General features: G+C 45.6%; 25 protein-coding genes and 1 other RNA gene. 22 read left to right on the top strand and 4 right to left on the bottom strand.

The annotated features are described in order from the left end of the window. The first annotated feature begins 3 nt into the window (after positions 1-3). The 4 genes from rpoD to rnpB all read left to right on the top strand — a co-directional run bounded on the left by rpoD (position 4) and on the right by rnpB (position 3,777). On the top strand, positions 4-1,131 hold the full coding sequence (gene rpoD / locus QP775_RS08965) for an RNA polymerase sigma factor RpoD (protein WP_239328572.1): 1,128 nt from the start codon (positions 4-6) through the stop codon (positions 1,129-1,131). A gap of 328 nt (positions 1,132-1,459) precedes the next feature. Further along, the gene (locus QP775_RS08960; protein ID WP_285105273.1) at positions 1,460-2,230 is read left to right on the top strand and encodes a tRNA (adenine(22)-N(1))-methyltransferase; all 771 of its coding nucleotides are present in this window, start codon (positions 1,460-1,462) and stop codon (positions 2,228-2,230) included. Further along, positions 2,206-3,321 carry a Nif3-like dinuclear metal center hexameric protein gene (locus QP775_RS08955; protein WP_285105271.1) on the top strand — a complete coding sequence of 372 codons (1,116 nt, stop codon included), beginning with the start codon at positions 2,206-2,208 and terminating at the stop codon, positions 3,319-3,321. Before QP775_RS08960 ends, QP775_RS08955 begins: the two co-directional genes overlap by 25 nt. A gap of 54 nt (positions 3,322-3,375) precedes the next feature. Further along, an RNA gene (rnpB, locus tag QP775_RS08950) (RNase P RNA component class A) lies at positions 3,376-3,777 on the top strand. 150 nt (positions 3,778-3,927) lie between these two features. Here rnpB and QP775_RS08945 read toward each other — a convergent pair. Next, on the bottom strand, positions 3,928-5,862 hold the full coding sequence (locus QP775_RS08945) for a S8 family peptidase (RefSeq protein ID WP_285105269.1): 1,935 nt from the start codon (positions 5,860-5,862) through the stop codon (positions 3,928-3,930). A 220-nt stretch (positions 5,863-6,082) separates the two neighbouring features. On the opposite strand from QP775_RS08945, the gene QP775_RS08940 reads away from it, so the two are divergent. The 12 genes from QP775_RS08940 (at position 6,083) to QP775_RS08885 (ending at position 16,025) form a co-directional block, all read left to right on the top strand. Further along, entirely contained in the window at positions 6,083-6,583 is a 501-nt protein-coding gene (locus QP775_RS08940; protein WP_239328567.1) for a YpuI family protein, read from the top strand. A gap of 151 nt (positions 6,584-6,734) precedes the next feature. After that, on the top strand, positions 6,735-6,956 hold the full coding sequence (locus tag QP775_RS08935; RefSeq protein WP_239328566.1) for a DUF1540 domain-containing protein: 222 nt from the start codon (positions 6,735-6,737) through the stop codon (positions 6,954-6,956). 39 nt (positions 6,957-6,995) lie between these two features. Further along, entirely contained in the window at positions 6,996-7,340 is a 345-nt protein-coding gene (locus tag QP775_RS08930; protein ID WP_285105264.1) for a hypothetical protein, read from the top strand. Positions 7,341-7,817: 477 nt separating this feature from the next. Further along, the gene (locus QP775_RS08925; RefSeq protein WP_285105262.1) at positions 7,818-8,993 is read left to right on the top strand and encodes a cysteine desulfurase family protein; all 1,176 of its coding nucleotides are present in this window, start codon (positions 7,818-7,820) and stop codon (positions 8,991-8,993) included. 12 nt (positions 8,994-9,005) lie between these two features. Continuing rightward, the gene (thiI, locus tag QP775_RS08920) at positions 9,006-10,361 is read left to right on the top strand and encodes a tRNA uracil 4-sulfurtransferase ThiI (RefSeq protein WP_285105260.1); all 1,356 of its coding nucleotides are present in this window, start codon (positions 9,006-9,008) and stop codon (positions 10,359-10,361) included. A 73-nt stretch (positions 10,362-10,434) separates the two neighbouring features. After that, complete coding sequence (locus QP775_RS08915) at positions 10,435-11,106, top strand: TerC family protein (protein ID WP_285105258.1); 672 nt, start codon at positions 10,435-10,437, stop codon at positions 11,104-11,106. A gap of 222 nt (positions 11,107-11,328) precedes the next feature. Further along, positions 11,329-11,823 carry a glutamate synthase gene (locus QP775_RS08910; protein ID WP_239328561.1) on the top strand — a complete coding sequence of 165 codons (495 nt, stop codon included), beginning with the start codon at positions 11,329-11,331 and terminating at the stop codon, positions 11,821-11,823. Between the two features lie 66 nt (positions 11,824-11,889). Next, the gene (typA, locus tag QP775_RS08905) at positions 11,890-13,725 is read left to right on the top strand and encodes a translational GTPase TypA (protein WP_239328560.1); all 1,836 of its coding nucleotides are present in this window, start codon (positions 11,890-11,892) and stop codon (positions 13,723-13,725) included. A gap of 178 nt (positions 13,726-13,903) precedes the next feature. Next, entirely contained in the window at positions 13,904-14,188 is a 285-nt protein-coding gene (locus QP775_RS08900; protein ID WP_239328558.1) for a YlaH-like family protein, read from the top strand. Between the two features lie 30 nt (positions 14,189-14,218). Beyond that, positions 14,219-14,494 carry a hypothetical protein gene (locus tag QP775_RS08895; RefSeq protein ID WP_239328557.1) on the top strand — a complete coding sequence of 92 codons (276 nt, stop codon included), beginning with the start codon at positions 14,219-14,221 and terminating at the stop codon, positions 14,492-14,494. A gap of 12 nt (positions 14,495-14,506) precedes the next feature. Further along, a complete protein-coding gene (locus QP775_RS08890; RefSeq protein ID WP_285105253.1) occupies positions 14,507-15,658 on the top strand; it encodes an LCP family protein in 1,152 nt (383 codons plus the stop codon). 115 nt (positions 15,659-15,773) lie between these two features. After that, positions 15,774-16,025: a hypothetical protein gene (locus QP775_RS08885; protein WP_239328555.1), complete on the top strand. Its 252-nt coding sequence runs from the start codon at positions 15,774-15,776 to the stop codon at positions 16,023-16,025. Positions 16,026-16,078: 53 nt separating this feature from the next. Here QP775_RS08885 and QP775_RS08880 read toward each other — a convergent pair whose 3' ends face one another. After that, entirely contained in the window at positions 16,079-16,675 is a 597-nt protein-coding gene (locus tag QP775_RS08880) for a YhcN/YlaJ family sporulation lipoprotein (protein ID WP_239328554.1), read from the bottom strand. 153 nt (positions 16,676-16,828) lie between these two features. Between QP775_RS08880 and QP775_RS08875 the strand changes: the two genes are divergently transcribed. Beyond that, entirely contained in the window at positions 16,829-18,163 is a 1,335-nt protein-coding gene (locus QP775_RS08875) for a PhoH family protein (RefSeq protein ID WP_239328553.1), read from the top strand. Between the two features lie 248 nt (positions 18,164-18,411). Then, entirely contained in the window at positions 18,412-19,878 is a 1,467-nt protein-coding gene (locus tag QP775_RS08870; protein WP_285105249.1) for an ABC transporter substrate-binding protein, read from the top strand. Between the two features lie 51 nt (positions 19,879-19,929). On the opposite strand, the gene QP775_RS08865 is transcribed toward QP775_RS08870, so the two are convergent. After that, positions 19,930-21,045, bottom strand: a complete 1,116-nt coding sequence (locus tag QP775_RS08865) for a hypothetical protein (RefSeq protein ID WP_285105247.1) — start codon at positions 21,043-21,045, stop codon at positions 19,930-19,932. 92 nt (positions 21,046-21,137) lie between these two features. Between QP775_RS08865 and QP775_RS08860 the strand changes: the two genes are divergently transcribed. Beyond that, positions 21,138-22,268 carry a class I SAM-dependent methyltransferase gene (locus QP775_RS08860; RefSeq protein ID WP_285105245.1) on the top strand — a complete coding sequence of 377 codons (1,131 nt, stop codon included), beginning with the start codon at positions 21,138-21,140 and terminating at the stop codon, positions 22,266-22,268. 79 nt (positions 22,269-22,347) lie between these two features. Here QP775_RS08860 and QP775_RS08855 read toward each other — a convergent pair whose 3' ends face one another. Next, positions 22,348-22,584 (bottom strand): DUF2626 domain-containing protein, encoded by a 237-nt coding sequence (locus tag QP775_RS08855; RefSeq protein WP_028544959.1) that lies wholly within the window; start codon positions 22,582-22,584, stop codon positions 22,348-22,350. 285 nt (positions 22,585-22,869) lie between these two features. Here QP775_RS08855 and QP775_RS08850 point away from each other — a divergent pair, with 285 nt between their 5' ends. From QP775_RS08850 to QP775_RS08840, 3 genes are all read left to right on the top strand, one after another. Further along, on the top strand, positions 22,870-23,511 hold the full coding sequence (locus tag QP775_RS08850) for an RsfA family transcriptional regulator (RefSeq protein WP_239328549.1): 642 nt from the start codon (positions 22,870-22,872) through the stop codon (positions 23,509-23,511). Positions 23,512-23,630: 119 nt separating this feature from the next. Further along, complete coding sequence (locus QP775_RS08845; protein ID WP_285105241.1) at positions 23,631-24,593, top strand: ketopantoate reductase family protein; 963 nt, start codon at positions 23,631-23,633, stop codon at positions 24,591-24,593. A gap of 47 nt (positions 24,594-24,640) precedes the next feature. Then, the gene (locus QP775_RS08840; RefSeq protein WP_285105239.1) at positions 24,641-25,027 is read left to right on the top strand and encodes a DUF3397 family protein; all 387 of its coding nucleotides are present in this window, start codon (positions 24,641-24,643) and stop codon (positions 25,025-25,027) included. The last annotated feature ends 44 nt before the right edge of the window (positions 25,028-25,071 follow it).

Genomic DNA, 25,071 nt, shown 5'->3' with positions numbered 1-25,071 from the left:
AATATGGCGAATGATCAACATACTGGTCTTGAAGCTGAAGCAGTTCTGGATCAAGTCAAGGATCAGTTGATTGAAGTCGGCAAGAAGCGGGGGACGCTTAGTTATAAAGAGATAGCGGAGAAGTTGGCGACATTTGAACAAGATGCGGATCAGATGGACGAGTTCTACGAGCAACTGAGCGACCTTGGAATTGAGATTGTGAACGAAAATGACGATGAGATGGTACGTCCTAACACAGATCGTGATCAGGATGAGCATGATGACTTTCACTTTGAGGATGACCTGTCCTTACCTCCAGGTATCAAAATAAATGACCCTGTTCGTATGTATCTGAAAGAAATCGGCCGTGTTCCATTATTGTCGGCAGAAGAAGAGATAGAGCTCGCAAAACGTATCCTGCTTAGTGATGAAGAAGCAAAGAAACGGCTAGCTGAAGCCAACTTGCGACTCGTTGTCAGTATTGCTAAGAGATATGTGGGACGTGGTATGCTGTTCCTGGATCTCATTCAAGAAGGCAACATGGGTCTCATCAAAGCGGTTGAGAAATTTGACCACAGCAAAGGATTCAAATTCAGTACGTATGCCACATGGTGGATTCGTCAGGCGATCACTCGTGCGATTGCCGATCAAGCCCGTACGATTCGGATTCCTGTTCATATGGTTGAGACGATTAATAAATTAATCCGGGTATCCCGTCAATTGCTGCAGGAGCTCGGGCGTGAACCGACACCAGAAGAAATTGCGGCAGAGATGGAATTAAGCGTTGAAAAGGTACGGGAAATTATGAAGATTGCACAAGAGCCTGTATCTCTGGAAACACCAATCGGGGAAGAGGACGACTCTCATCTGGGAGACTTCATCGAAGATCAAGAAGCGTTGGCGCCTGCTGATGCCGCTGCTTATGAGTTGTTGAAGGAGCAATTGGAAGACGTACTGGACACGCTCACAGAGCGTGAAGAGAATGTACTTCGTCTGCGATTCGGCCTTGATGACGGTCGTACACGCACATTGGAAGAAGTAGGCAAAGTGTTCGGAGTAACACGAGAACGTATTCGCCAGATTGAAGCCAAAGCACTGCGTAAGCTCCGTCATCCAAGCCGAAGCAAACGTCTTAAAGATTTCCTTGAATAATGCTGCCTGAGGGACAGACCTTCTGCTGCGCTGATTATATGCGCACAGCAAGGTCTTTTCTTCCATTTGAATGCTATTCACCGAAATGAGCAATATGTAGGTTGAAGATAAGTAATAAGCTTTACTGTTTTTATCATATTTGCCTTCATTTGTGTTGTTGGAATTCATTTTAACGCTTTTCCTTCGGCAATGCAAATATTGTTGCAAGCGCTTCTGGCATGCGGATTAACTCATGATTACTACACCATGTTATTACAGAGCAGCCACGATGACAATGGTATAAAGCAGGCAAGTACATATTATTGTAAACAGTAGGTGGAATCCATACATGACAATCAAGTTATCTAAACGACTGCAGCATATCGCAGATTGGGTACCAGCAGGCAGTCGACTGGCCGATATTGGTTCAGACCATGCGCTGCTGCCAACCTATTTAGCCAGGTCAGGCCGTATTCTGCATGCGATTGCCGGAGAAGTGAATCCCGGTCCATTTGATGCAGCTGCCAAGCAAGTGGCTTCTTCGCAACTCGAACATATGGTACAAGTCCGGCGGGGAGATGGGCTCGCGGTGCTGCAGCCGGGGGAAGTGGACTGCATCACAATCGCAGGGATGGGCGGCAGTCTAATCGTCAGCATCCTCAGTGCAGAGCCGTTAAAGCTGGACGGTGTTCGATATTTGGTTCTTCAACCTAACGTGGGCGAGGAATTCGTTCGTGGCTGGCTAAGTAAGAACGGCTGGTCGCTTATGAAAGAACAGATTATAGAGGAAGACGGTAAAATATATGAGATCATGTATGCGGAACGTCTTTCCAAAGAACAATTCACTGTTTGTGAGCAGCAGTTATATGCGCCATACATGCTATCTTGCGGAATTATGCTTGATGAGACTTGGTTGAAGCTGATGGGTCCACATCTCGTCAAGAATCCTAGCGAGGTGTATATCCAGAAGTGGCAGTTGGAATTAAAAAAACAAGAACGTATTATTCAAACGATGGCTAATGCCGAGACAGAAGATGCGATGGAGCGTCGACAGAGATTCGTTACACATAAAGCGCAATTGGAGGCGATGCTGGCATGTTGGCAAAAGGACAAACAATAATTCAATGGATGGAAAAGTTGGCACCCAAATCGCTTGCAGTACCAGATGATCGTATAGGCCTTCAACTAGGATCATTGCAGGGTGAGATTAATAATGTACTCATTACTCTTGATGTCACAGAGGCTGTCGTGGAAGAAGCGATTCAAATCGGAGCCAAGCTTATTATAGCACACCATGCGATCATTTTCCGACCGCTTAAAGATTTGCAAACGGATACGCCAGCCGGACGTTTATACGAAAAGCTTATTAAACATGATATCGCAGTATATATCAGTCATACGAATTATGATATTGCGGAGGGTGGCATGAACGACCTGATGGCGGATGCGCTCCGACTTCAGCATGTAAAAGTACTGGAGAAGCTGCAGCAAGAAAAATTGCAGAAACTGGTTGTATTTGTACCTAAATCCCATGCGGAACAAGTTCGGACAGCTATTTTGGACACGGGTGCAGGCTGGATCGGGGATTACAGCCATTGCAGCTTTAATCTTGAAGGTATCGGAACGTTTAAGCCGTTAGAAGGTACCAATCCGTTTATTGGCACTACAGGTAAAGTGGAGGAAGTCGAAGAAGTTCGCATGGAAACCATTATTCCAAGTTCGGTCAAAAGCCGAGTACTTCGAGCAATGCTCAAGGCTCATCCGTATGAGGAAGTTGCTTATGATCTTTATCCGGTAGAGCTTGAAGGAAAAGTTTATGGACTTGGCCGGGTTGGCAAACTTACTGAGGCTGTTACGTTGTCAGAACTGGCGGAACAGGTAAAAACGCAGTTTAACGTACCATTTGTTCGTGTTGTGGGTCCCTTGGACCGTGAAGTGAGTAAAGTAGCTGTGCTTGGCGGCTCAGGTTCGCGCTACGTCAAACATGCCCTGTTTCATGGCGCCGATGTGCTTGTTACGGGAGATATCGACTATCATACGGCGCATGATGCGCTTGCAGCAGGGCTGTGTATCATTGATCCTGGTCATAATGCCGAGAAAATGATGAAGGACAGTGTTGCAGCACGTCTGCAAGCGATTGCAAATGAGCAAAGAAGCGACACTAAATTCCATAGTTCCGGCATTGCTACCGAAGTATTTCAAATGTTGTAAAAGTTGTGTGTTGAGTTTATCGACAGAAACTAGTATACTAACGAATGTTGTCGGAAAGTTTGACAGACAATCGCTGGTGGCTATGCCACGAGAGGAAAGTCCGGGCTCCATAGGGTAGGATGCTGGATAACGTCCAGTCAGCGCAAGTTGAAGGATAGTGCCACAGAAATGGACCGCCGATGGCTGCTGGTATCAGCAGCACAGGCAAGGGTGGAACCGTGGTGTAAGAGACCACGAGGAACGCTGGTGACTTCGTTCCTGGTAAACCCCATCTGGAGCAAGACCTAATGAGACGCATGCCCCTTGTGGGCAGCCTTACCCGAGGTGCGTCTGGGTTGGTCGCTGGAGCTGTGCAGCAATGTATGGCCTAGATAGATGATTGTCACTTTGTAGTGGAAGGGTTGCTCCCGTAATACCACGATCAGTACAGAACCCGGCTTATGGCAAGCTTTCCATCGCACAACACTTTATAATATGGCATACGTAGACCCGCATGGCTGATGAATACAGCTATGCGGGTCTTTTTGCATTGCTATCAGGACTTTTTTAGGCCCAATAGTTTCTATTCTCAATAGGTATTCCTTCATCAATTGAGCTTCAAACGAGCTATCTTGCAAGAAATGAAGCAACCATACGGTTCAACATTCGATCGACATTTTGCGGATACAGAGACAAAGATTGATTGCTCTGCGAGGCAAGACTGAGCGAACGCTCAACATCTATCAGCCCATAGCCAAAATAGATGTCTTTGCCCGAGGAACCGATATCTATTACACTTTTACGCATGATGTCATACACTTCTGTATTTTTTAATGACGGATTAATCGAACGGATCAGTCCGGCAAGTGCTGTGACGTGCGGACTCGCCATAGATGTCCCTGATAGAGCAGCGTACTGATTCTGAGGGTAAGTGCTGGCAATCGTTGTTCCAGGCGCTACGACGTCGACGTAATCTCCATAATTGGAGTACTCCGCTTTAGTTTTGTCCTGATTAGTTGCCGAGACCGAAAATACCTCGGAATACGCGGCTGGATAGCCAGGCTGACTTGTGTTGTCATTACCAGTCGCTGCGATCAACACAACATCTTTGTTATAGGCATATTTAATGGCATCGTGAAGAAATGCTCCCTGGGCGTAATTGCCGAGGCTCAGATTAATCACTTTGGCTCCATGATCTGCCGCCCAAATGATGCCCTCCGCTACGGAGTATGAAGTGCCTGCCCCTGAACTGTCCAGTACTTTAACCGGCATAATTGGATTATACCAAGTCATGCCTGCGATGCCTTCCTGATTGTTTACCCGCGCACCAATAATGCCAGCTACATGCGTACCGTGTCCAACATCGTCCTGTGGAGGATTGTTGGGTTCAAATACGTTATACCCTTTTAACAGCTTATCCTTCAAATCACGATGGTTCATATCTACTCCTGTATCGACCACCGCAATAATAACACTTTGCTTCCCTTTGGTTAAGTTCCAACCTTGATTGGCTTTGATCAGTGGAAGGTTCCATTGATAGGGCTTATAAAGAGCATCATTAGGTTCAACAGAACTTGCTTTAGAATCGGCATTACTGCGAATGCTTGCTGGCTGGAAGACTGGTGCTTTCAGGCTGGTAGGTGTTCCATCCGCTCGCTTTAAGTCATTTGTCATATACAAGTAATGTGGTTCGATATAAATCGGATTGTATTGTGCAAAGTACTGTTTTAGCTGCAATGCACTCATTGATTTCGATTTAAAAATATGTGTGTAGCCTGTTTTGCGGACAGAACGACAGTTAATATCTTGTCGCATTTGAGTCAGCTGACCATCAGAAGGGGGCTTGCGAAAACGGACGACAATCTCGTCTTTGTAATAATGACTTGTCCCTTGATTGTCCTCACCATCATTAACTGGAATATCTTCCATTGTATTCGTATCTACAGACTTGACTTGGAATTTGCTCTCGCGCGGATAAGGAACAAGCCGCAAATTTCGCTGCTGGTGGCTGCGCACGCTGTTCACGATATGTTGATTGACGATAGCCACGATGCCTCCATTGAGCTGTTTGCTTGCCAAGCCAATGACGACATGCGGTTTTCCGTTAATAAGGATCGCATCCGAACGATAATCATCATGACGTCCTACATGAATCTCTCCGCTGCGAACCAAGCTTTTGAGCTGCTTGTACTGCGCAGCGTTATCGGGATGGGGAACGGAGCCATTCGCGATTGTTTGCTTCTTTGCTGCGTTAGTCCAGCATACGTATTCATAATGGGGATGATCCCGCACAAATTCCTGAAGTTTTGCTTTAATTTGTTCAGGAGTAAGCTGGTTGTATTTAGTGATTGCAGCCTCCATATCTTGCTTGATATCCAATAAGGACATGTTTGCAGTACTCTGTACATCTGCGTTTAAAATGTGCTGCTTAGAATATTTCTCTTCTGAAGCCGTTTTTATTTGGTGCTGCTGCCCATTTTGGTTATTGTTGCCCCATAACAGCGGCACAGCAAGCACGGCAACACCTAATGCGGTTATTCCAACCACGGTTCCACGCCGCATTTTTTATCCCTCCACTCATTTCGATAAGCTTAAAAATCCTTTTATGCTTACCCATAGAGTGAGATGAACAGGGAAATTTTATTCGAAGGAAGAGGTGAGACAAACTATGGGTGGAAAGGGATACCTTTTCCATACAAATTGTGATAGGATGTTGTTGACTACCAATGAAAAGTCTTCATAAGTGAATAATCGAACAGGATCTTGTTAAGGGGGAGCAGAAATGCCAGCATCCAATGTGAAGCAGCTTTGCGAAGTGTCGAGAGAGAAGTTAAAGTTTACAATTGAGAAATTGGAGTCTTTTTTGAATGAATTCACGCTGCCGCAGCTTGTTGGCGATCAACAGGATGAAGAGACGGTTAGCTTCTATAAAGGATACTTGGCAGATTTGCGCCACTTGCTTGTTTTCTCAGAAGTAGCCTACGAGAAGCTTGGTGTTACGTTGCGTCGTGCCCATTTTGATGGAGACTTTGCTGAACGTGCTTTGTACGAAGTGTATCATAACAGTGTGAATGCCTTCTTTTATCCGAAGAATGAATGTTATTCCGAAGATGGTCGCTATGCTTATACGGGCCAGGATGCCATTCGCTTCCGCAAGAAGCCTGTTCGGGCAGCACGGGATATTATATTAGACATCACGAAAGCTTTTGAAGAGCTGCGTGATGAGTTGGGTTACTACGAGAGCGACTACTTAACTCAACGCAAGATGCAAGGTCAAAAATAAAATGATTTTATATACTAAACGTTCCGCTTGATGGCGGGACGTTTTTTTTGGTTTCAATACTTTATTTTCCTTATGCCATTGGTAGTTTTGGCACCTCTTGGCTCGAGTATGTTCCTATACCTGAGGACAACCTGTTACTGGAGGTGATCGAATGTCGAGCGAAAAACCATTAGTACGATGCAGCGTAGCCAACTGTCATTTCTGGGGCCAAGGCAACTTGTGCCAGGCGGAATCGATTCAGATTGACATTGATGCACATGCAACCAAACGTATCAGTGAAGAATATGCGGCTGATTTGGGAGAACTGCACCAAGACCAGGCTGCGACTTCCTCAGTCACTTGTTGCCACACATTTAAACCGAAGAGCAAATAACATCTGCTTCTCACCTTAGAGGTGCAAGGAGTGAGCTGAATGAACCAAGAACAACATCCGCATCGGCGCATTAAACGACATCGAGTGCGTACCTCATGGGACCGAACTTACGAGGCCGAAGCAGCGCAGGAGCTCACCGCTCCTTCAATTACAAGAGACGTATCCAGATTCGGTGATGTAACGAAGGTTGATCGCAATTCTGGTCTGGGTTATGCAGCCATCGTGTTTGCCGTCGTATCTTTGTTTATTTTCCCTATTATTATGGGTATAACAAGTTTTGTTCTAGGGCTTATCGCCTATCTGCAGGGCAGTCGTACGGCTGGCATCACAGCGGCAGTTATTGGCTTGGCTGCATTTACATTCAGGCTGCTAATGGTCACATAAGAACAATATACGATGAACAGGATGACCATGAACTGTAGCGTCGTCGCAGAGCTAATGAGAATTATATTATCCATCTGGAGTGACCTTCACCACCGCTTGATAAGTGGTCTGAAGGTTTTTTTAATTTTGGAATTTTATATGCGTCAATTGAGTGAACTGAACAAGTTGGCATCATATTTGGCCATTCTCATGGTTGAAAAAAGATGGAGATTTTACATAAAAGCGTGTACAATAATACAAGGTTCGATGGTCATTTTCATCCATTTGCGAAGCTTTGACTGTCAGCGGATGGATCGAATCATGCGGGAAGATAAGCACACAGTGGGTGTTTCTTTTTATGGAGTAGAACAAATCAAGATCTGCAGGATCAACAATGGCGTAGTAGATCGATCAACGCTATTTTGGTCTTTTTTGCTGTCATAACGCTTTACTATAGATGTGATGCCATAATAAGACTGATCGACAAGGAGGCACACCATGGTACAAGACAAAGTTATATATGCGGATTACAGCGCCTCTACCCCTCCTCATCCAGAGGTTATCCGTACAATGTCAGAAGTAATGGAACAAATATATGCGAACCCATCGTCCATCCATGAGTTTGGCGGGCAAGCGGAACAACTGGTCAAACGAGCACGAGGCGTCATTGCGGACGCGTTAAAGGTGAGTCCTACTGAGGTGCTTTTTACATCAGGTGCTACGGAAAGCAACAATATGGCTGTACTTGGAGCGGTGCGGGCTTCACGATATTCAAAAAAACCTGCTCATGCAATTGTATCGGCTATTGAACATGCCTCGGTATATGCTTGTTACGAGCAGTTAAAGCGAGAAGGCGTGGAAGTCACTGTACTGCCAGTTGATTCCAATGGCTGTGTACGTCCAGAGGATGTAGAGCAGGCACTTCTTCCAGAGACGATTATCGTTAGCATTATGCATGTCAATAATGAGATGGGGGCTATTCAGCCGCTGGAGCAGATTGGCACTTTAATTAAGCAGCATCCAAAAGCTGTATTTCACGTAGACGGAGTTCAAGGCCTAGGCAAATTGGACGTTGATCTCGAACGCTGGAATACGAGATTATTCAGCTTGTCTGGCCATAAGATCAGAGGGCCAAAAGGTATAGGTGTACTGATTCGACGGGGGCGCGTACCCTTAGAGCCACTGCTGTATGGCGGCAGCCAAGAGCAAGGCTTACGAGCAGGAACATTAAACGTCCCAGGTATCGTCGCACTTGCTAAAGCCATTCGTATGGCTGTTGAGGGGCAAGCAGACAACAAGAACAAGCTTGAGCAGTTAAAGCACAAGTTAATTGGGTATGTAAGCGATATTCCCGAGCTGGTGCTGAATAGCCCGGCAGATGCACACGGTGCGCCGCATATCGTTAATGTATCGTTTCCAGGCATGAAGTCGGAGGTCGCTGTCCATGCGCTGGAAGAACGAGGCGTGATCGCGTCTACCCAGTCGGCATGCTCGTCGAAGCTTCACAAGCCTAGTCGGGTGCTGCTGGCGATGACAAAGAATGATCGACTAGCATCCAGTGGTCTGCGTATCAGTCTGGATGCTGAGATGTCGATGGACGACATTGATCGGATCGGCCAAGCTTTACACGGTGCAGTTAGCCAACTTCGGCCGCTTGTACAACTTGAAAGGTAGGTAGTTAACGGAATGGATTATGATATGATATTACTTCGCTTCGGTGAAATTTCAATTAAAGGGCGTAACCGCGGCCGGTTTGAAAAAGCAGCTTATCGTCATGTAAAGGCAGTATTAGCGCCGTTTCCAAATACGCGGATTATTAAGGAATTCGGCAGACTATATGTAGAACTGAATGGAGAACCTTTTGAACAAGTAATCGGAGTGCTGCGGCATGTTTTTGGCATTGTATCCGTTAGTCCGGTAAAGAAGGCTCCGTCTGAATTTGAAGCAATCGTTAAGACTGCGATTGAGATGATGAAAGAATACGCGCCTGAGCAGGGTACTACTTTTAAGGTTAGCGCTCGCAGGGCGTGGAAGAAATTCCCTCATACCTCGCAGGAAATGAATCATCTGGTAGGTGCTCCTATTCTGCGAGAATTCCCGCAGTTGTCGGTGGATGTTCGCAATCCGCAAGTGAATTTGCGAGTTGAGGTTCGTGAGGAAGGTACATATATCTTCCACAAAGTCGTACCGGCAACCGGCGGCTTCCCGCTAGCTTCCAATGGTAAAGCGATGCTGTTGTTGTCCGGTGGTATTGACAGCCCAGTAGCGGGATATCAGGCATTACGCAGGGGGCTTGATATTGAGGCCATTCATTTCCATAGTATGCCTTTTACAAGTGAGCGAGCCAAACAAAAGGTTGTTGATTTAGCACAAGTATTGGCAAATTATGCGGGCAAAATCAGAGTCCATATGGTGCCATTTACAGATATTCAGACAAGGCTGCACCAAGCAGGACAAGAGCATTTGCTCATAACGATGATGCGAAGAGCAATGCTGCGCATCGCAACCGGTCTAGCTGATAAGCAGAAGGCGCATGCACTTGTAACAGGTGACAGCTTGGGGCAAGTTGCTAGCCAAACGCTTGGGAGCATGAATGCAATTGGGCGAGTGACGAACATTCCTTTGCTGCGTCCGCTTGTGATGATGGACAAGGAAGAAATCATCCGGATCGCGCAACACATAGGTACCTTTGAATTGTCCATTTTGCCATATGAGGACTGTTGTACTTTATTTGTACCAAAGTCTCCAGCTACGAATCCGAATATCAATATACTTGAACGTACGGAAAGATCAATTCCGGAGCTGGATGAGATGATTCAGGCTGCTATTGATGGGACCGAGGTTGTAACGCTCCGTGCCGGTGGTGATATACAATTGATGTCCCGTGAAGTCTCCACCAGCGAAGGGATACATTCAGCGGAGCATTCAATAAATGCAAGTGATAGAGATGCGCATGGCGCAGACAGTGCCCCAGTCGCAGCGCAGCCGGCCGCATCTTCCGCTCAATCGCCAAGCAAGCTTGATCACGGGGATTGGTTCTAAATAAATAACCAATCCTAATAACGGCATACCTCCCGCTTGTACAACATAAAACTGTACAAGGGAGGGACTAGCCGTGGATTCAATATGGTTATTGTTGGAAATACTAGTTATCAATCTGGTGCTTAGTGGAGATAACGCGGTTGTCATTGCGATGTCCACGCAGCATTTGCCGGAAAAGGAACGTAAAGTTGCTGTCTGGTGGGGAGCAGCTGGTGCTGTTATTCTCCGCCTTCTGCTGACAATTGCGGCGATGTGGCTTATGGGCATCCCTTTGCTGCAAGCAGCTGGGGGCGTCATGCTGTTTGCCATCGCGATTCAACTGCTCGCAGGCAGCGGCTCCCACGTGGGACGTAAAGAGGGCATAGTGTCTCTTGCGAGCGCGATTCGTACGATATTGGTTGCTGATGTCGTGATGAGCTTGGACAATGTTCTCGCAATAGCAGCCGTGTCCCAAGGACATATGCCTTATTTAATCGCAGGGATTGCGATCAGCATTCCGATCGTGGTATGGGGAAGCACATTAATTAGCCTCTGGCTGACACGCTTCCCGATATTGATCTACGCTGGAGCTGGTATACTCGGCTATACAGCTGGCGAAATGATAGCGAGTGATACAAAGCTAAGGCTGTGGATGCCAGAATTGTGGCTCAATTTGCATGTGATGCTCCCATGGGTGCTCACTGCGATGGTTTTGATTGCAGGTTATTGGATCAAACGTCAGACTTGCAACACCGTTCAGGAGTAAGCTGGATTCATATTCTGTGCAATGCGGAGAACTATGCTTGTCTAATGCTTGACTTCTTGCAAATAGTCGCTGAAGCGATGCATGCAGGAAGTTTTTTGCGTGGAAGGTAGTATTTTTACCACGTATCAAGTAAACTAGAAAAAGTAAAATGGGCGCGAAAAACGTCGTTCCGTGTCCTTCATCCCTGTCCAATGTATAATGGATGCAAGAGGTGAGTGTGTCATGTCCAAAAAAGAACCGATTATCGGGATTGTTATTTTGGCAGCAGGACTGTTTATTTTGTTAGGAAAATGGGGGTTCTTCTCCTTCCTGGGAGGAACAATGTGGCCGTTGTTTATTTTTTTAGCAGGCGTTGTCCTGTTTGGCCTCATTCGGGCGCGTTTGCTGCCTCCGATTGCTTTTGTTCCTGCCGGCGCGTTATTGGTGTATGGATTGTTATTTATGTTAAGCCATTGGATCAGCTGGGGGCTGTTCGGTTATTTATGGCCGTTCCTGCTTCTTGGTTTGTCATTCGGCTTATTCGGGTACTGCCAGCTTGATCCATATGCGTCTCGCAGCGCATGGATCGGTGCAATGGGATTAGGCGCGCTCGGCATCATTATGCTGCTGTTTACAGTTTTCGTAAGCATCGGCATTTATTTGATTGCGGCAGCCTTGATTGTTGTTGGAGCAGCACTGGTTTTTGGAAGCCGGACAGGCCTTTGGCGGCGCCGATAACGGTCCAAGTTAGAGAGTTAGAAGCCCCATTCATTTTTGGTATAAGAGAAGGGAAAGATCGATTGTATGCATCAAAGAGAACATATTCGTAACATCGCTATTATTGCCCACGTTGACCACGGCAAGACAACACTTGTAGACAAGTTGCTTCAACAATCAGGAACATACCGGGACAATGAAGCGGTTCAAGAGCGCGTTATGGATTCCAACGATTTGGAACGTGAACGCGGCATTACCATTTTGGCTAAAAATACAGCAATTACGTATAAAGACAATCTCATTAATATTGTCGATACCCCAGGACATGCTGACTTTGGCGGCGAAGTAGAACGTATTATGAAAATGGTTGACGGCGTGTTGCTGGTTGTGGACGCGTTTGAAGGCTGTATGCCGCAAACCAAATTCGTACTTCGCAAAGCATTGGCTCATAACTTGACGCCAATCGTCGTTGTGAATAAGATTGACCGTCCTAACGCTCGTCCAAGTGAAGTTATCGACGAAGTGTTGGACTTGTTCATCGAGCTGGAAGCTAATGATGATCAGCTTGAGTTCCCTGTTGTTTATGCTTCTGCATTAAACGGTACGTCCAGCTTGGACCCTGAGAAGCAGGACGATAACATGCAAGCGATGTACGACACAATTGTTAAGCACATCCCGGCTCCGCAAGAGAATCCGGATGAGCCGTTCCAATTCCTCGTGACGTTGCTTGATTACAACGAATATCTTGGACGAATCGCTATCGGACGCATTAACCGTGGTACAGTTCGCCAAGGTCAATCGATTGCCGTTATCGACCGTGAAGGTAAAGTGAAGCAAGCTCGTATTGAGAAGCTTTTTGGCTTCCAGGGCTTGAAGCGTGTGGAACGTGAGATTGCGGGTGCTGGCGATATCGTGGCGATTGCAGGTATCAAGGAGATCAACATCGGAGAAACGATGACAGATCCTGCTACACCTGAACCATTGCCAGTTCTTCATATTGATGAGCCGACTTTGCAAATGACATTCCTCGTCAACAACAGTCCATTTGCAGGTCGTGAAGGCAAATGGGTAACGTCCCGTAAAATCCGTGAGCGTCTGTTCAAGGAATTGGAGACGGACGTGTCGCTGCGAGTGGAAGAGACGGATAGTCCGGATGCATTTGTCGTGTCTGGCCGCGGTGAGCTTCACCTTGGTATTCTGATCGAGAACATGCGCCGTGAAGGTTTCGAGATGCAAGTGTCGAAGCCGGAAGTTATTATTCGACATATTGAAGGCAAGAGAATGGAACCGATGGAGCGCCTGATGATTGATGTTCCAGAAGAATCCACGGGTGCTGTAATGGAAAGCTTGGGAACACGCAAAGCGGAAATGGTCAACATGATTAACCATGGTAATGGCCAAGTTCGCTTGGAGTTTATTATTCCAGCGCGTGGTTTGATCGGCTACCGTACACACTTCTTGACGTTGACACGTGGCTACGGCATTATGAACCATGCCTTTGACCATTACGGTCCATATGCAGGCAGCCAGGTTGGCGGACGTCACCAAGGCGTATTGGTATCTACTGAAACAGGCAATTCCACTTTGTACGGCATTATGTCCGTTGAAGATCGGGGTATCTTGTTTGTTCATCCGAGCACAGAAGTATACGAAGGTATGATTGTAGGCGAGCATACTCGCGACAATGATATCGTCGTTAACATCTGTAAGGAAAAAGCGCTTACGAACGTACGTTCTGCAACGAAGGAAGATACAGTCCGGATGAAGACTCCTCGTATTTACTCGTTGGAAGGTGCGCTTGAATATCTAAATGATGACGAGTATTGCGAGATTACACCAACTTCGATTCGTTTGCGCAAGAAAATATTAAACAAAAGTGAGCGTGAACGTGCAGAGAAGCAGCGCAAGTCGTCTGAAGTATAATCTGCTTCAGCTTCGGCCCTCTTCTTCTAAATAGCTGCACCGATGTATTTGATTACATCGATATGGTGCAAGTTGCTAATGCTTGATGTTTGCACAAGTTTATGCCAACGTACATTTACATGCAGGCAAGACAGATGTTTAGGATTGGACATATCTTCTACAAAAGGAGTGTCTGTTCATGCAGCACTGGTTAGCGACTCATCCGATAGTCAGTTATTTGCTTATCTTTGCATTTGTAACGTATGTATTTAATAGAGTGTTTCGCGTAAAGAAGCTGCCGATCCTAAAGGAAATCGCCATCTATATAGTGATGGCGATCGGCTGCTTTATGCTGCTCATCTTCCAGATTGACAAGCTGCCTATTATACAGTGCTTGTTTGTGGCTGTTGTGCTTATGTTTATGGTCCGTATTCGTTATTTTGTGGAGGAACGCCGCAAGAAGCAGGAACAGAAGCAAGGGTAAGTACGTGCAGTATTTTGGGGAGGGCGAAGTATGAAGCTCAGCGATGCACTGTTTAATTGGCTGCAGATGGACATTGTCTCCAGCATGCGACCATATGATGTAGCCGCAAAGGAAACGTTTGATTTCTTTGCGGTTATTCTGTATGAAGATCATCAAATTCGGAATGTCAAGGCCTTGTTGACGAATGAAGATTCATATGTGATCACTTATGAATTAGACGGACAGCAAGCTCAAGCCATCTTTGACCGTCAACATGCAGAGCAGTTATGGCATGATATTGAATCGAATCCGAAATACAACGAGTAAGTGAGGTACAGTATGAGTTCAAAAACACCATTGCCACCTCGACAAACAGCGCGCAAGCAGACTAAACCGGCAGTTAAGAAAAGAAAAGGCATGCCGACATGGTTGAAGTGGTTGTTAACGATAATTATGATTGTTCTGATCGTTATTATTGGTTATGCGACATACATATTGTTATACGGGAACAGCAAGCTGGATAAGATCTCGACGGTTACCAATAAGGGCGGAGGCACCTCCACTGTAACAGAAACATTGTCCCCACAAACGGAACCGTTTTCATTTGTCTTGATGGGTATTGATTACCGTAAAGAGCTTCCGGGGCTGCGTACAGATGTTGTGATGGTTGGTGCACTGCATCCCAAAACAAAGGAAGCCGTCCTTGTATCTTTGCCGCGTGATACGTATTTTCAAGTAGGGGAATATCGAGCAGATAAATTAAATCATTTCTATCCCAAGTTCCATGAGATGAAGAAGCATAATACGTTAGAAAGTGCCTCTCCAGAGGACGAGATGAAGATTATGCTTGGCCAGTACTTAGGGATGAAATTTGATCATGCTGCTGTAATCAACTTCCAAGGTTTCGTAGATGTTGTTAATGCACTGGACGGCATTGAAGTAAATGTAGACCAGAACATGTGTTATCGCGATCGTGCCGATGGGACTAACATTAACCTTAAAGCAGGATTTCAGGAGATAGATGGACAACAGGCACTTGACTTTGTCCGCTACAGAAAGTCGAATTGCAGTCCTATGACCAAAGGGACAACTGATTTCGACCGGAATATGCGTCAGAACGCAGTTCTTCAGGAACTGGTTGGCAAGATGCAATCACTTGGTGGTATAACGAAGGTGACATCCATTATTGATGCATTAGCTGACAACTTTAAGATGGATATGACACCTGATCAGATGCGAAGCTCTATTATGACGTATCTTGATATTAATCGTAAAAATATCCATTATATTTCGGTAGATGGCGAATGGAAGAGCCCTTATATTTATGTTAATGATACCAAGCTGCAAGAAGCAAAACAGGCGCTTGAAGATGTGTTAGCAGGCAAATCCTTAGCAACGACGTCTGAAAGCTCAACAAGTGGAGATTCCAATGGAAGTACTTTAGATAGTTCAACACGATCTAAGGGAGATACCGGAACTGGTGGCAAGTAGTGTGCCGCTTGGACATTCACCCGATTTTGAGCCAAGTTGCAAAAGTGGATGCAATTTTTCCCTTATGTTATAATACAATATGTATAAGCCGTGAAGCGATATGGGAGGTCTGAAGATGTCCGATAATGATGCTGCTCTGAAAGAGGCTATGTATGCACAATTACAGCAGGACATGTTTGTGCTGCATACGACAAGTATCGTATCGCTTGGACCAATAACCAACGTATTCGCAGGGGTATACAAGATGGGGCAGAATACAGTTCGAGTGGCGCTGGCTGGTCGTTCTCGATTTGTGTCGAATATGATTAATAAGCGTGCGGCTAAGAAGCTGGACGAACAAGTGCATGCTTATACGAAGAAAGCCTAGCGGGGTCGCCGCTAGGCTTTCTGTGCATTACGCGAGCTTGTCCTTGTTGCGCTTTAATTTGCATGATCATGGGATGATTTGGTGGTTGGATTGGACCTTGATTTTGCTTTAGGGATGCTTGTTTCTGCATCAGCCTTCATATTCTTCACATCTTTAGGGATTTGTGGCACCATCCGTCCGATAATGTCGGATAATTCCTCCGTGATGCCAGCTATCGGGCGACCTCGCTTAATATCAGTAGACATTTCTTGTATTCGTTGATTGAGATCAATGTCTGCTGTAACGTACGCGTTCACTCCGTATTTATCCTTGCTTAATGCTTCAGCTACTGAGTATTTGATAGTGCCGACACGTGATCGATCCAGCTTGCTATCGACATCAATTCCAACTACTGCTGTATTACCCAACACGACGCAATTGACATGCTTAACGCCTGGAACACGCTGCGCGAGTTCAACTAAATGCTGCTTTACAGCCTCGCGATCGCGAATCGGCTCCTTGGCCGATGCTTGCTGCCTCATGTTAGAACGCATTTGTACGCTTGAGTCTGTCGTGTAAGAGTGGGCGTCTCCAACGGATTGCTTCTTCAACGTGTCGCAACCTGCAATAAACACACACAACATGACAACAGCGATTAAAGTTCTGCGCATGTATCATCGATCCTTTCACATCAATTCATGGAACAACATTGCGGCATTGCTACTGCTAATAGTGTGAGCGACGTCCACAATTTTTATGTAGCCTCGAGAGATATGTCGCAAGGCTGGTGCAAAAAGTAATGCTGCCCACGCGGAGGGGAAGCTATGAACAAGATTTTTGTATTGGACACCAACGTGCTGCTGCACGATCCAAATGCTCTGTTTGCGTTTGCTGACAATGAGGTGGTCATTCCGGCTGTTGTTCTGGAGGAGATTGACTCCAAGAAACGGAATGCAGACGAGATTGGCCGCAATGCGCGTTCTGTGTCACGGCTCTTGGATGGCTTAAGAGAACTGGGTCATTTGCATAGCGGAGTCCCCTTGCCGACGGGTGGAACGCTCAAAGTGGAATTAAATCATCGCAGCTTCGCAAAGGTTCAGGAAATGTTTGGAGATATGTCTAATGATAATAGGATTATAGCGGTAGCGCTTAATTATAGTCTGGAGCAGCATGACCAAGAGCACCCCAAAACGACAGTACTGGTAAGCAAGGACGTGCTTGTAAGAGTAAAAGCTGACGTGCTGGGTTTGTTGACGGAAGACTATTTATCAGATCATACCGTTCGTTCAGGGGATGAGCTGTACTCTGGGCATGTGACGTTATTTGTTCACCCGGCTGTTATTGACGAGTTTTACACGTACCGATATTTACTGATCAAGCATATGACAATTAAAGTGCAGCTAAATCCACATGAATTCGTTATTTTAAAAGACGAGATGGGTACGAGTAAATCGGCGCTTCTTAAAGTAAATGCCGAGGGAACAAAGCTGGAACCGCTATATTTAAGCAATGATCCGGTGTGGGGGATCACTGCACGCAATGCGCAGCAGCGTATGGCGCTTGAACTGCTGTTGAATGACGATATCCCACTGGTTACGATGTCGGGAAAGGCAGGTACAGGCAAGACGCTGGTTGCCCTTGCTTCTGGTTTGTTGAAAGTGGAGGATGAACGCAAATACAAGAAGCTGCTGATTGGCAGACCTGTGGTGCCAATGGGGAAAGATATTGGATACTTGCCAGGAGAAAAGGAAGAGAAGCTGAGACCGTGGATGCAGCCGATTTATGATAATTTGGAATTTTTGTTTGACACAAAGAAAGCGGGAGACATTGAGAAAATTTTGTTTGGCATGAGTAATATACAGGTAGAGGCTTTAACGTATATCCGAGGGCGCTCGATCCCGGGACAATTTATTATTATTGATGAAGCTCAAAACTTATCAAAGCATGAAGTGAAGACGATTGTATCACGTGTTGGAGAGGGCAGTAAAATTGTGTTGATGGGTGACCCCGAGCAGATCGATCATCCTTATTTGGACTCCGCAAGTAATGGCCTCACTTATTTGGTAGAACGGTTCAAGTCTGAAGGGATCAGTGGGCACATTACCCTGGAGAAAGGGGAACGTTCGAAACTGGCACAGCTTGCGGCTGACTTACTGTAAGGGGAGAGGTTCTGAGTTGTTTATCACAGCTATATGGCTTAAAACATGTGATCATAAATTAATGGAATATTGAGATTGGAGATGCAGCCACCTCTTAATTGGGAGGCTGCTTTTTTTTGGTGCAGACATACCAAAGTTGAAAGTGTTAAAATAGAATGGCGCCTATAGCTTAGCCTATTAGCTGCAAGGAAGGCGTATCTGCGGTTCGCTGTGGTTCGATAAAGAGCTCAGAAAGGAGTTCCAGATAGATGCCCAGTACGAAAAATACGCTAATTGTTGTTATTCTAATATTTATTACTTTACTACTTATGAGTGAGTTTGGCGGAAATCCTATTTTTATGAATACGCTGCCAAAGAAAGAAACTCGCCAACTAGAGCAAGTTGTCCCCGATTCAACGATGTCGCCAAGGCAGTTGCGGGTCGAGGTGGGGATGTCTCCCCTTGCGTTTACCAAGCTTCGTAAGCTAAATGAGGCATTTATGAAAGAACATGGCATTTTAGTGGATCTGGTTAATCGTGATACAACTCAAATTCGATCTGCTTTGCCAGAAGAATTCCAATTGCAGCAAAGTGCCGATGTAGTGCTGGTGGAGAGTGAAATGGTTAATCGCTATGCGGTCAAAGGCTGGCTGCTGCCTAACGATTCGGACACAAGCTGGATGGAGGCGGGGCCTGAATGGATCGGGGTGTATACACGCTGGAATGGCTTAATGTGGGGCTTTCCTGCGTACGTAGATCCTTATGTGCTGGTGTGGAACAAAGACAAGCTGCGGGCTGCAACGGGTCTTGGTATGCCTCCGTCTACGTTAAAGGAATGGCACAGAGTATTAAACGCGTATGCGGATTCTAAGAAGCTGCATGCAGGATCAGGGGATACCGACCAGCGCATGAAAACAACCAAGGTTGCGGTAGATAAGGATGCTCAGCCTTTGCAATTTATGTTTGCATGGCATGGTGATGACGATTATGCCTTATTGTCATTGTTATGGAGACTAGGTATCGTATTCCCAGATACTAGAGACAGTACTACTATTTCTAGAGAGGCAGCACAGCAGACAGTTGACGGAGTGCGGTCAGGCTCGGTTTCGCCAACTAGCAGAGAGCAGGATACTAAGGGTGCGACTGTCAAGACTAATACGAATACAAGCGATACAGAGCAAATAGAGGCAGGCTGGCAAGCTCGATTCGAAGAATGGGATACATACAAGGAATTGTTTCATGAAGTCTCGGAGCAAGAGAAATTGACGCTGTGGGACGAACTTGAAGCTGGCAACTACTTGTTTGCAATCGTACCCTATTCCACGGCTATGCTTCAGCTAAAAGAGCCGTTTGCCATTGAAGATCCAGAGCACATCGCATCTCCTTACAGCCATTGGGTACGAAGCAGCAGCTACGTCATCTCTGCGCATAGTGAACTGCCGGAGGATGCAAAGAAGTGGATTGCATTTATGACACAAGTTTCAATTCAGCAGGATATATTGGAATCTGTTTCGCTGTTACCTGCTGACCGTAAAGCAGTTGAGCAAGTATGGCCGTTAATGAGTCGACGTATTCCACGGATGTTTGACCAGGATAATCCAAGCCTGAAGCTTGCACTGCAAAGAACTACATATATTGAGAAATGGCTTCCCAAGGTTAAGCAGTGGCTGCATGGTAGAACGTCACTGTCAGAAGTGCAAACGGGATGGAAAGAAGTATGGATAGACAACAAATAGGAGCCTCAACTTCCGGGTCGTGTTCACCCAGAAGTTGAGGCTCCATCGTACTTACCACTTGACGGATAGCTTGACCGTTAATACATGAGGTTCAAGTGTTACTTCTTTAGCTTCAATGAACTGTATCAGTTGTTGGGGGTAGAAGTTAAGATCAAATTGCTCCTCCAACTGCTTGCGGGTAGACTCCGGCAATTCGAGTCCATTAAACTGTAATCGCTCGACATGAAACCGAATGGCATGCTCAGGGTCATTTTCAAGTGTATAAGAGCCTTCTACAATAACCTTTATCCCTTCACGCTCGCCGACAGCGGCTATTGTGCCTTTACGAAACACAAAGCTAAAATCTTTGAACAGCGGATCTTGCTTGCTCAGGAATTCATTCAGTTCCGAGTCCTTGATGGAGACGGTGTAATTTAGGCCGTCGGAAGTTAGATTTCCATTTTTTTGAATGAAATCCGGGAGTTTTTGCATGGACTGTGCAATCGCTTTAAAATAATGCTTGACCTCAAAAAGACCGACACTTTGCCAGTACTTGTTGAATTCAGCGATGAGCTGCTGCATGGCTGCTGGGTCCTTGCTGCCTGCTACATCATTGTCTAACTGGCTTTTCATTTGGATGAGACGATCTCTTTGTGCAATAAGCTGTGTTCTGACCTGCGACAGATCTTTCTCTAGCGCTGCCTGCTCTTGATGCAGACGATCAATATGCTTTACATTGTTGCGATAAGAAGTAAGTGTGTTCTGGTCCGTTTCGATCAAAAATTGATAATAGTCCAGTAGTTTAAACATATCAGACCACCGGTCTGCGGATAAGGCAGCCGCAAGCAGTGTATCACGTTCACCTATGTAATAAGCCCTTAACACTCTACCGGCTTGGTCCTGCTTATCAAACAGCGCGGCTTCCTGAGATTTCAGTTCGTCTTCTAGTTCTTGGCGCCGAGTGGCTGCTTCGCCTTGACGTGTTGTTATTCGACGAATCTCTTGATCTAGTTCTTGAATGGATAAGCTTTGCTGCAGCAGATGCTGCATTTCTTTGGATTGTTCGGCCGCCTCCCATGGGATGGGCTGCACTGGCTCTGCGTGTGTGCTGTAAGGTACAGAAGCCGCAAACAGGATAAATAGACACAACCTGAGGCAGTGCTTGGCGGCACGTCTGCCATCTATCATCAGGTACCCCCTTGTACATAGTGCGCATTATCATCATATGATAGGCATGACCAGGTCATTACCTATCTTTTGGAAATGGACGTGACAAATCAATGAACCAAAATGGCTCACAGAAGTTGATTGCCCGCCTTCGGGAACAATTGTCGCAATTTCCCGATAATCGTATGCCGTTTTCTATCTATATGTCAAGCTGTTTATATGATGTGGAGCATGGTTATTATATGAGCCATCGTCCCAAAGTAGGGCGGGACGGGGATTTCTATACTAGTGTATACGTTGGCGATTTCATGGCACAGATGATTAGCCGTTACATTGTTCAACGTACAGCGGCAAGAGGCTGGCAGCCCGAACAAGTTCGGATTGTTGAGTGGGGAGCAGGTCCTGGACGGCTGGCGGCACAATTGCTGCGTGCTCTTTATGCAAATGATTATACTCCATATTCTTATACGATGGTCGAAGCGAGTGCCCACCACCGGACAGAGGCTGAACAGACTTTGGTCCCGTTATTGTCTGCACAGACCCAGATTGAATGGTGGGACATGGCTGAATTTCAGCGCTGCGCCTCGCATAGTCCAGTAATTTTTATTGCCAATGAGTTGTTGGATGCGTTTCCTATTGAACGTGTTCGCTGGGCCACATCTCAATTCGAACAAGCCTATGTGTGCTGGGACGAAAGGAAGGACCGGCTTGAACTGATATGGGGGCCTGCTTCTAGTGACGTTATCCAATGGATGAAGCAGCATCAGATCCACCTGCGGAATGAACAGATCTATGAGGCCCATATAAGTGGGACTGTTTGGTTATCTCAGGTTATGCAGTCAATGGCCGCTGCTGAAATGATATTTATTGATTACGGTGATATAACGGAAGAATTGACAGCTAGTCACCGTATGAACGGCAGCTTGATGTGTTACCGTAATCATATCGCAAGTGATGATCCGTTTGCAGCGCCGGGAGAACAAGATTTGACTTCTTTTGTCGATTTTGATGTATTTAAGCATGTCGTTCTTCATACGGGCACAGGCGAGTGCATCGTATATCCCTTGATTCATCAGCAGCAATTTCTGCTGGAGTACGGGATTATGGATTTGCTCCAATCTCATGCTGATTTGAATCCTTTCAGCGAAGTGGCGAGACACAATCGAGCGATTCGTCAATTATTGTTATCTGATCATATGAGTGAAAGATTTAAAGTGATGCGAATTAGCAAAGGTCCATTATAAGCTTACAGTATCAAAATAAAACGACCGGAGCACAAAGCGCTCCGGTCGTATTTGTGTGGTATGAATAAAAGTGACAGGATTAAAAAGGCTTGCCCATGACGAATACAGACCAGTATGAAAAACCGGTAAAGCATACGATCATGTACGCCCAAAACGTTAAGATGTATGTACGTTCGGACAACTTCAAATAACCAAGCAACACGAAAAATGCCGTTTGCATAAAGAACAGCAAAGCCATTTCAATCATGTCCCCAGCAAATGCCATCAGACCGATGACCAATGTCCAGAAACCGAGTACGCGAAACATCCGTGCCACGATTCATCCCCCTCTCGTTACAATCGGCCCAACATTTACTAATTGACATTATAGCCTTCATGTAATCTGGTGTAAACTGTAAATGATGACGAAATGGAGAACATTTTGTGTACGGCCGTCTGAATGTGATATTCCGCATGGACAAAGCCTACGTATGTTTCGTAGAGAAATTGGTTATACATTTTAGTATCCGATAGATTCTATGAACTCTACCATGGGCATAGAGATGAATAAGCGGTGAAATACCGAGAGCAATAATGATGGATGTCGTTAGGAGGGTATGGCATGACAGCAATAAGACAGGATGCATGGACTGCAGATGATGATTTAATATTGGCAGAGGTAACGCTTCGGCATATTCGTGAAGGAAGCACCCAATTAGCGGCCTTTGAAGAAGTAGGAGAGAAAATAGGGCGGACATCGGCTGCGTGCGGGTTCCGGTGGAACAGTTGCGTTCGTAAAAAATATGAAGCTGCAATCCAACTGGCCAAAGCACAGCGACAAAAACGGAATTATTTCAAGAAACAGCCGATAGGCGCACAAGTGGCTTCCATAGCACTTACAGATCATGAGGAACTGAATATGAAAGCGGATCTATCGGAAGACTCCTTGTCTATCGATATGGTCATACGCTTCTTACGTCAATGGCGCAATAACCATCAGGATGTAACTCGCCAGTTAAAGCAGTTGGAAAAAGAACTACATGATAAAGACGAAATTATGCTGCGCCTGCGTCAAGAAAATGATTATTTGTCCAAACAGGTAAATGAGGTTCAAACCGATTATCGTACCGTTAATGATGATTATAAGGCGCTTATTCAAATCATGGATCGTGCACGGCGTCTTGCTATTCTCAGCGAGGATGAAGAGGACAACAAGACTAGATTTAGAATGGACGCAAATGGAAATTTAGAAAGAATCGAATAGACCACATCAAAAGCGGATTACGGAGGATTAGTCTTCCTGTAATGCGCTTTTTTTGTATTTTATGCAGAGCTTTGATATAACTAACTTAGCATATAAGCAAGAAAGAAAGGTGCGTAATATTGTTATTTGATATTGTTGGTGCAGGTGCAGTTGGTTTGTTATATACGTCTGGCTTAATTCGTGCAGGAATTCACGTACGTTTGTGGACACGAACGAAGCAGCAGGCAGACATACTTCGAACAGAAGGCTTGATGGTAACGGAACGAGATGGGAGTCTCACAAGATGGCGCCAGGTTGAAGCTTACCCGTTTCAGGAAGCTGCTCAAGTTATACAAGACAGTGGCAGTCCGATAGAGATATTAGGACTATTTGTGAAGCAGACACACTTGACGAATTCATTTATTAATCAGTTGGGTGCTCTGCCAAGAGCGACAGACAGTCTGTTTGTCTGCTTTCAAAACGGCATTGGTCATATAGAGCGATTACAGTCTGTTATCGCTGGAGAACAGCTTGTTAAAGCGGTCACAACAGAGGCGGCTACACGAGTAGAAGCTAACCGTATCATACATGCAGGATCAGGTATAACCTGGCTCGGACAAGACTTAACAAGCTGTGAGCGACTGCAAAAGAATATAAAAGTATTAAATAACTTGTTGAATCAGGCAGGATTTCAGTCAAATCTGTCGAACAACATCGATAATATGATTTATCATAAACTTCTCATAAATGCTGTTATTAATCCGATTACAGCGATGCTTCGCATCCCGAACGGCGAACTGCTCCAGACGGAGCGACGTGTTCAGCTTATGCGGGATGTGTATGAGGAAGTGACGTCTATTTACCGGGAAGCAGGTATTCCGGTTGCAAATGATGCATGGGATAATGTCCAATTGGTATGCCGAAACACGGCCCATAATACCTCCTCTATGCTTGCAGACGTACTGCAAGGCAGGTCCACAGAGATCGATTCTATTACGGGAGAACTGCTCCGCAAAGCGGATGCCCATGCTTTAAATGTACCTGTACAGCGTGCGCTCTATCAATTTATACAAGCTTTGGACCCGATGAACCCTTTACTTTGAACGTGAGTTCCATACCCCCTTAAAGAAAGGAGCGGGCCTTAACCAACATGATAAGCCTTATAGCTAACTCTTTTGGTCTACTGGCAGTTTTACCGTTTTTTCCATTTGCAGCAGTCTTTTTCTTATCATCCTTCTGGTTGGAGGACAAGAAGAAGCGACTTATGCTGGCAATGGATGTAACAACGTTATTTCTAATCGCTTCTGTCTCCGGCATATTTAATGTGTTGTTTCATTTTTCCTTTGGTTTGTATGGACTTATTATGTTTCTTCTTTTGGCAGCTGGCTTGCTTGGGAATATGAAGCACCGTAAGCATGGCAAGGTCAATATTAGACGATTGATCAGAACGATTTGGCGGTTATCCTTTTTTTTGCTGAGTATTGTATACGTGCTGCTGCTTCTCATCGGTATAATTGTGTATTGGACTCATGTCTAAGACATCGCACTCAGCAATGCGAGGGTCATTTACTATGGATAATA

Source organism: Paenibacillus sp. UMB4589-SE434 (assembly GCF_030226685.1).
Classification (GTDB): domain Bacteria; phylum Bacillota; class Bacilli; order Paenibacillales; family Paenibacillaceae; genus Paenibacillus_B.
The sequence above is the reverse complement of the archived record's forward strand: the minus strand, read 5'-3'. Positions and strand labels throughout refer to the sequence as shown.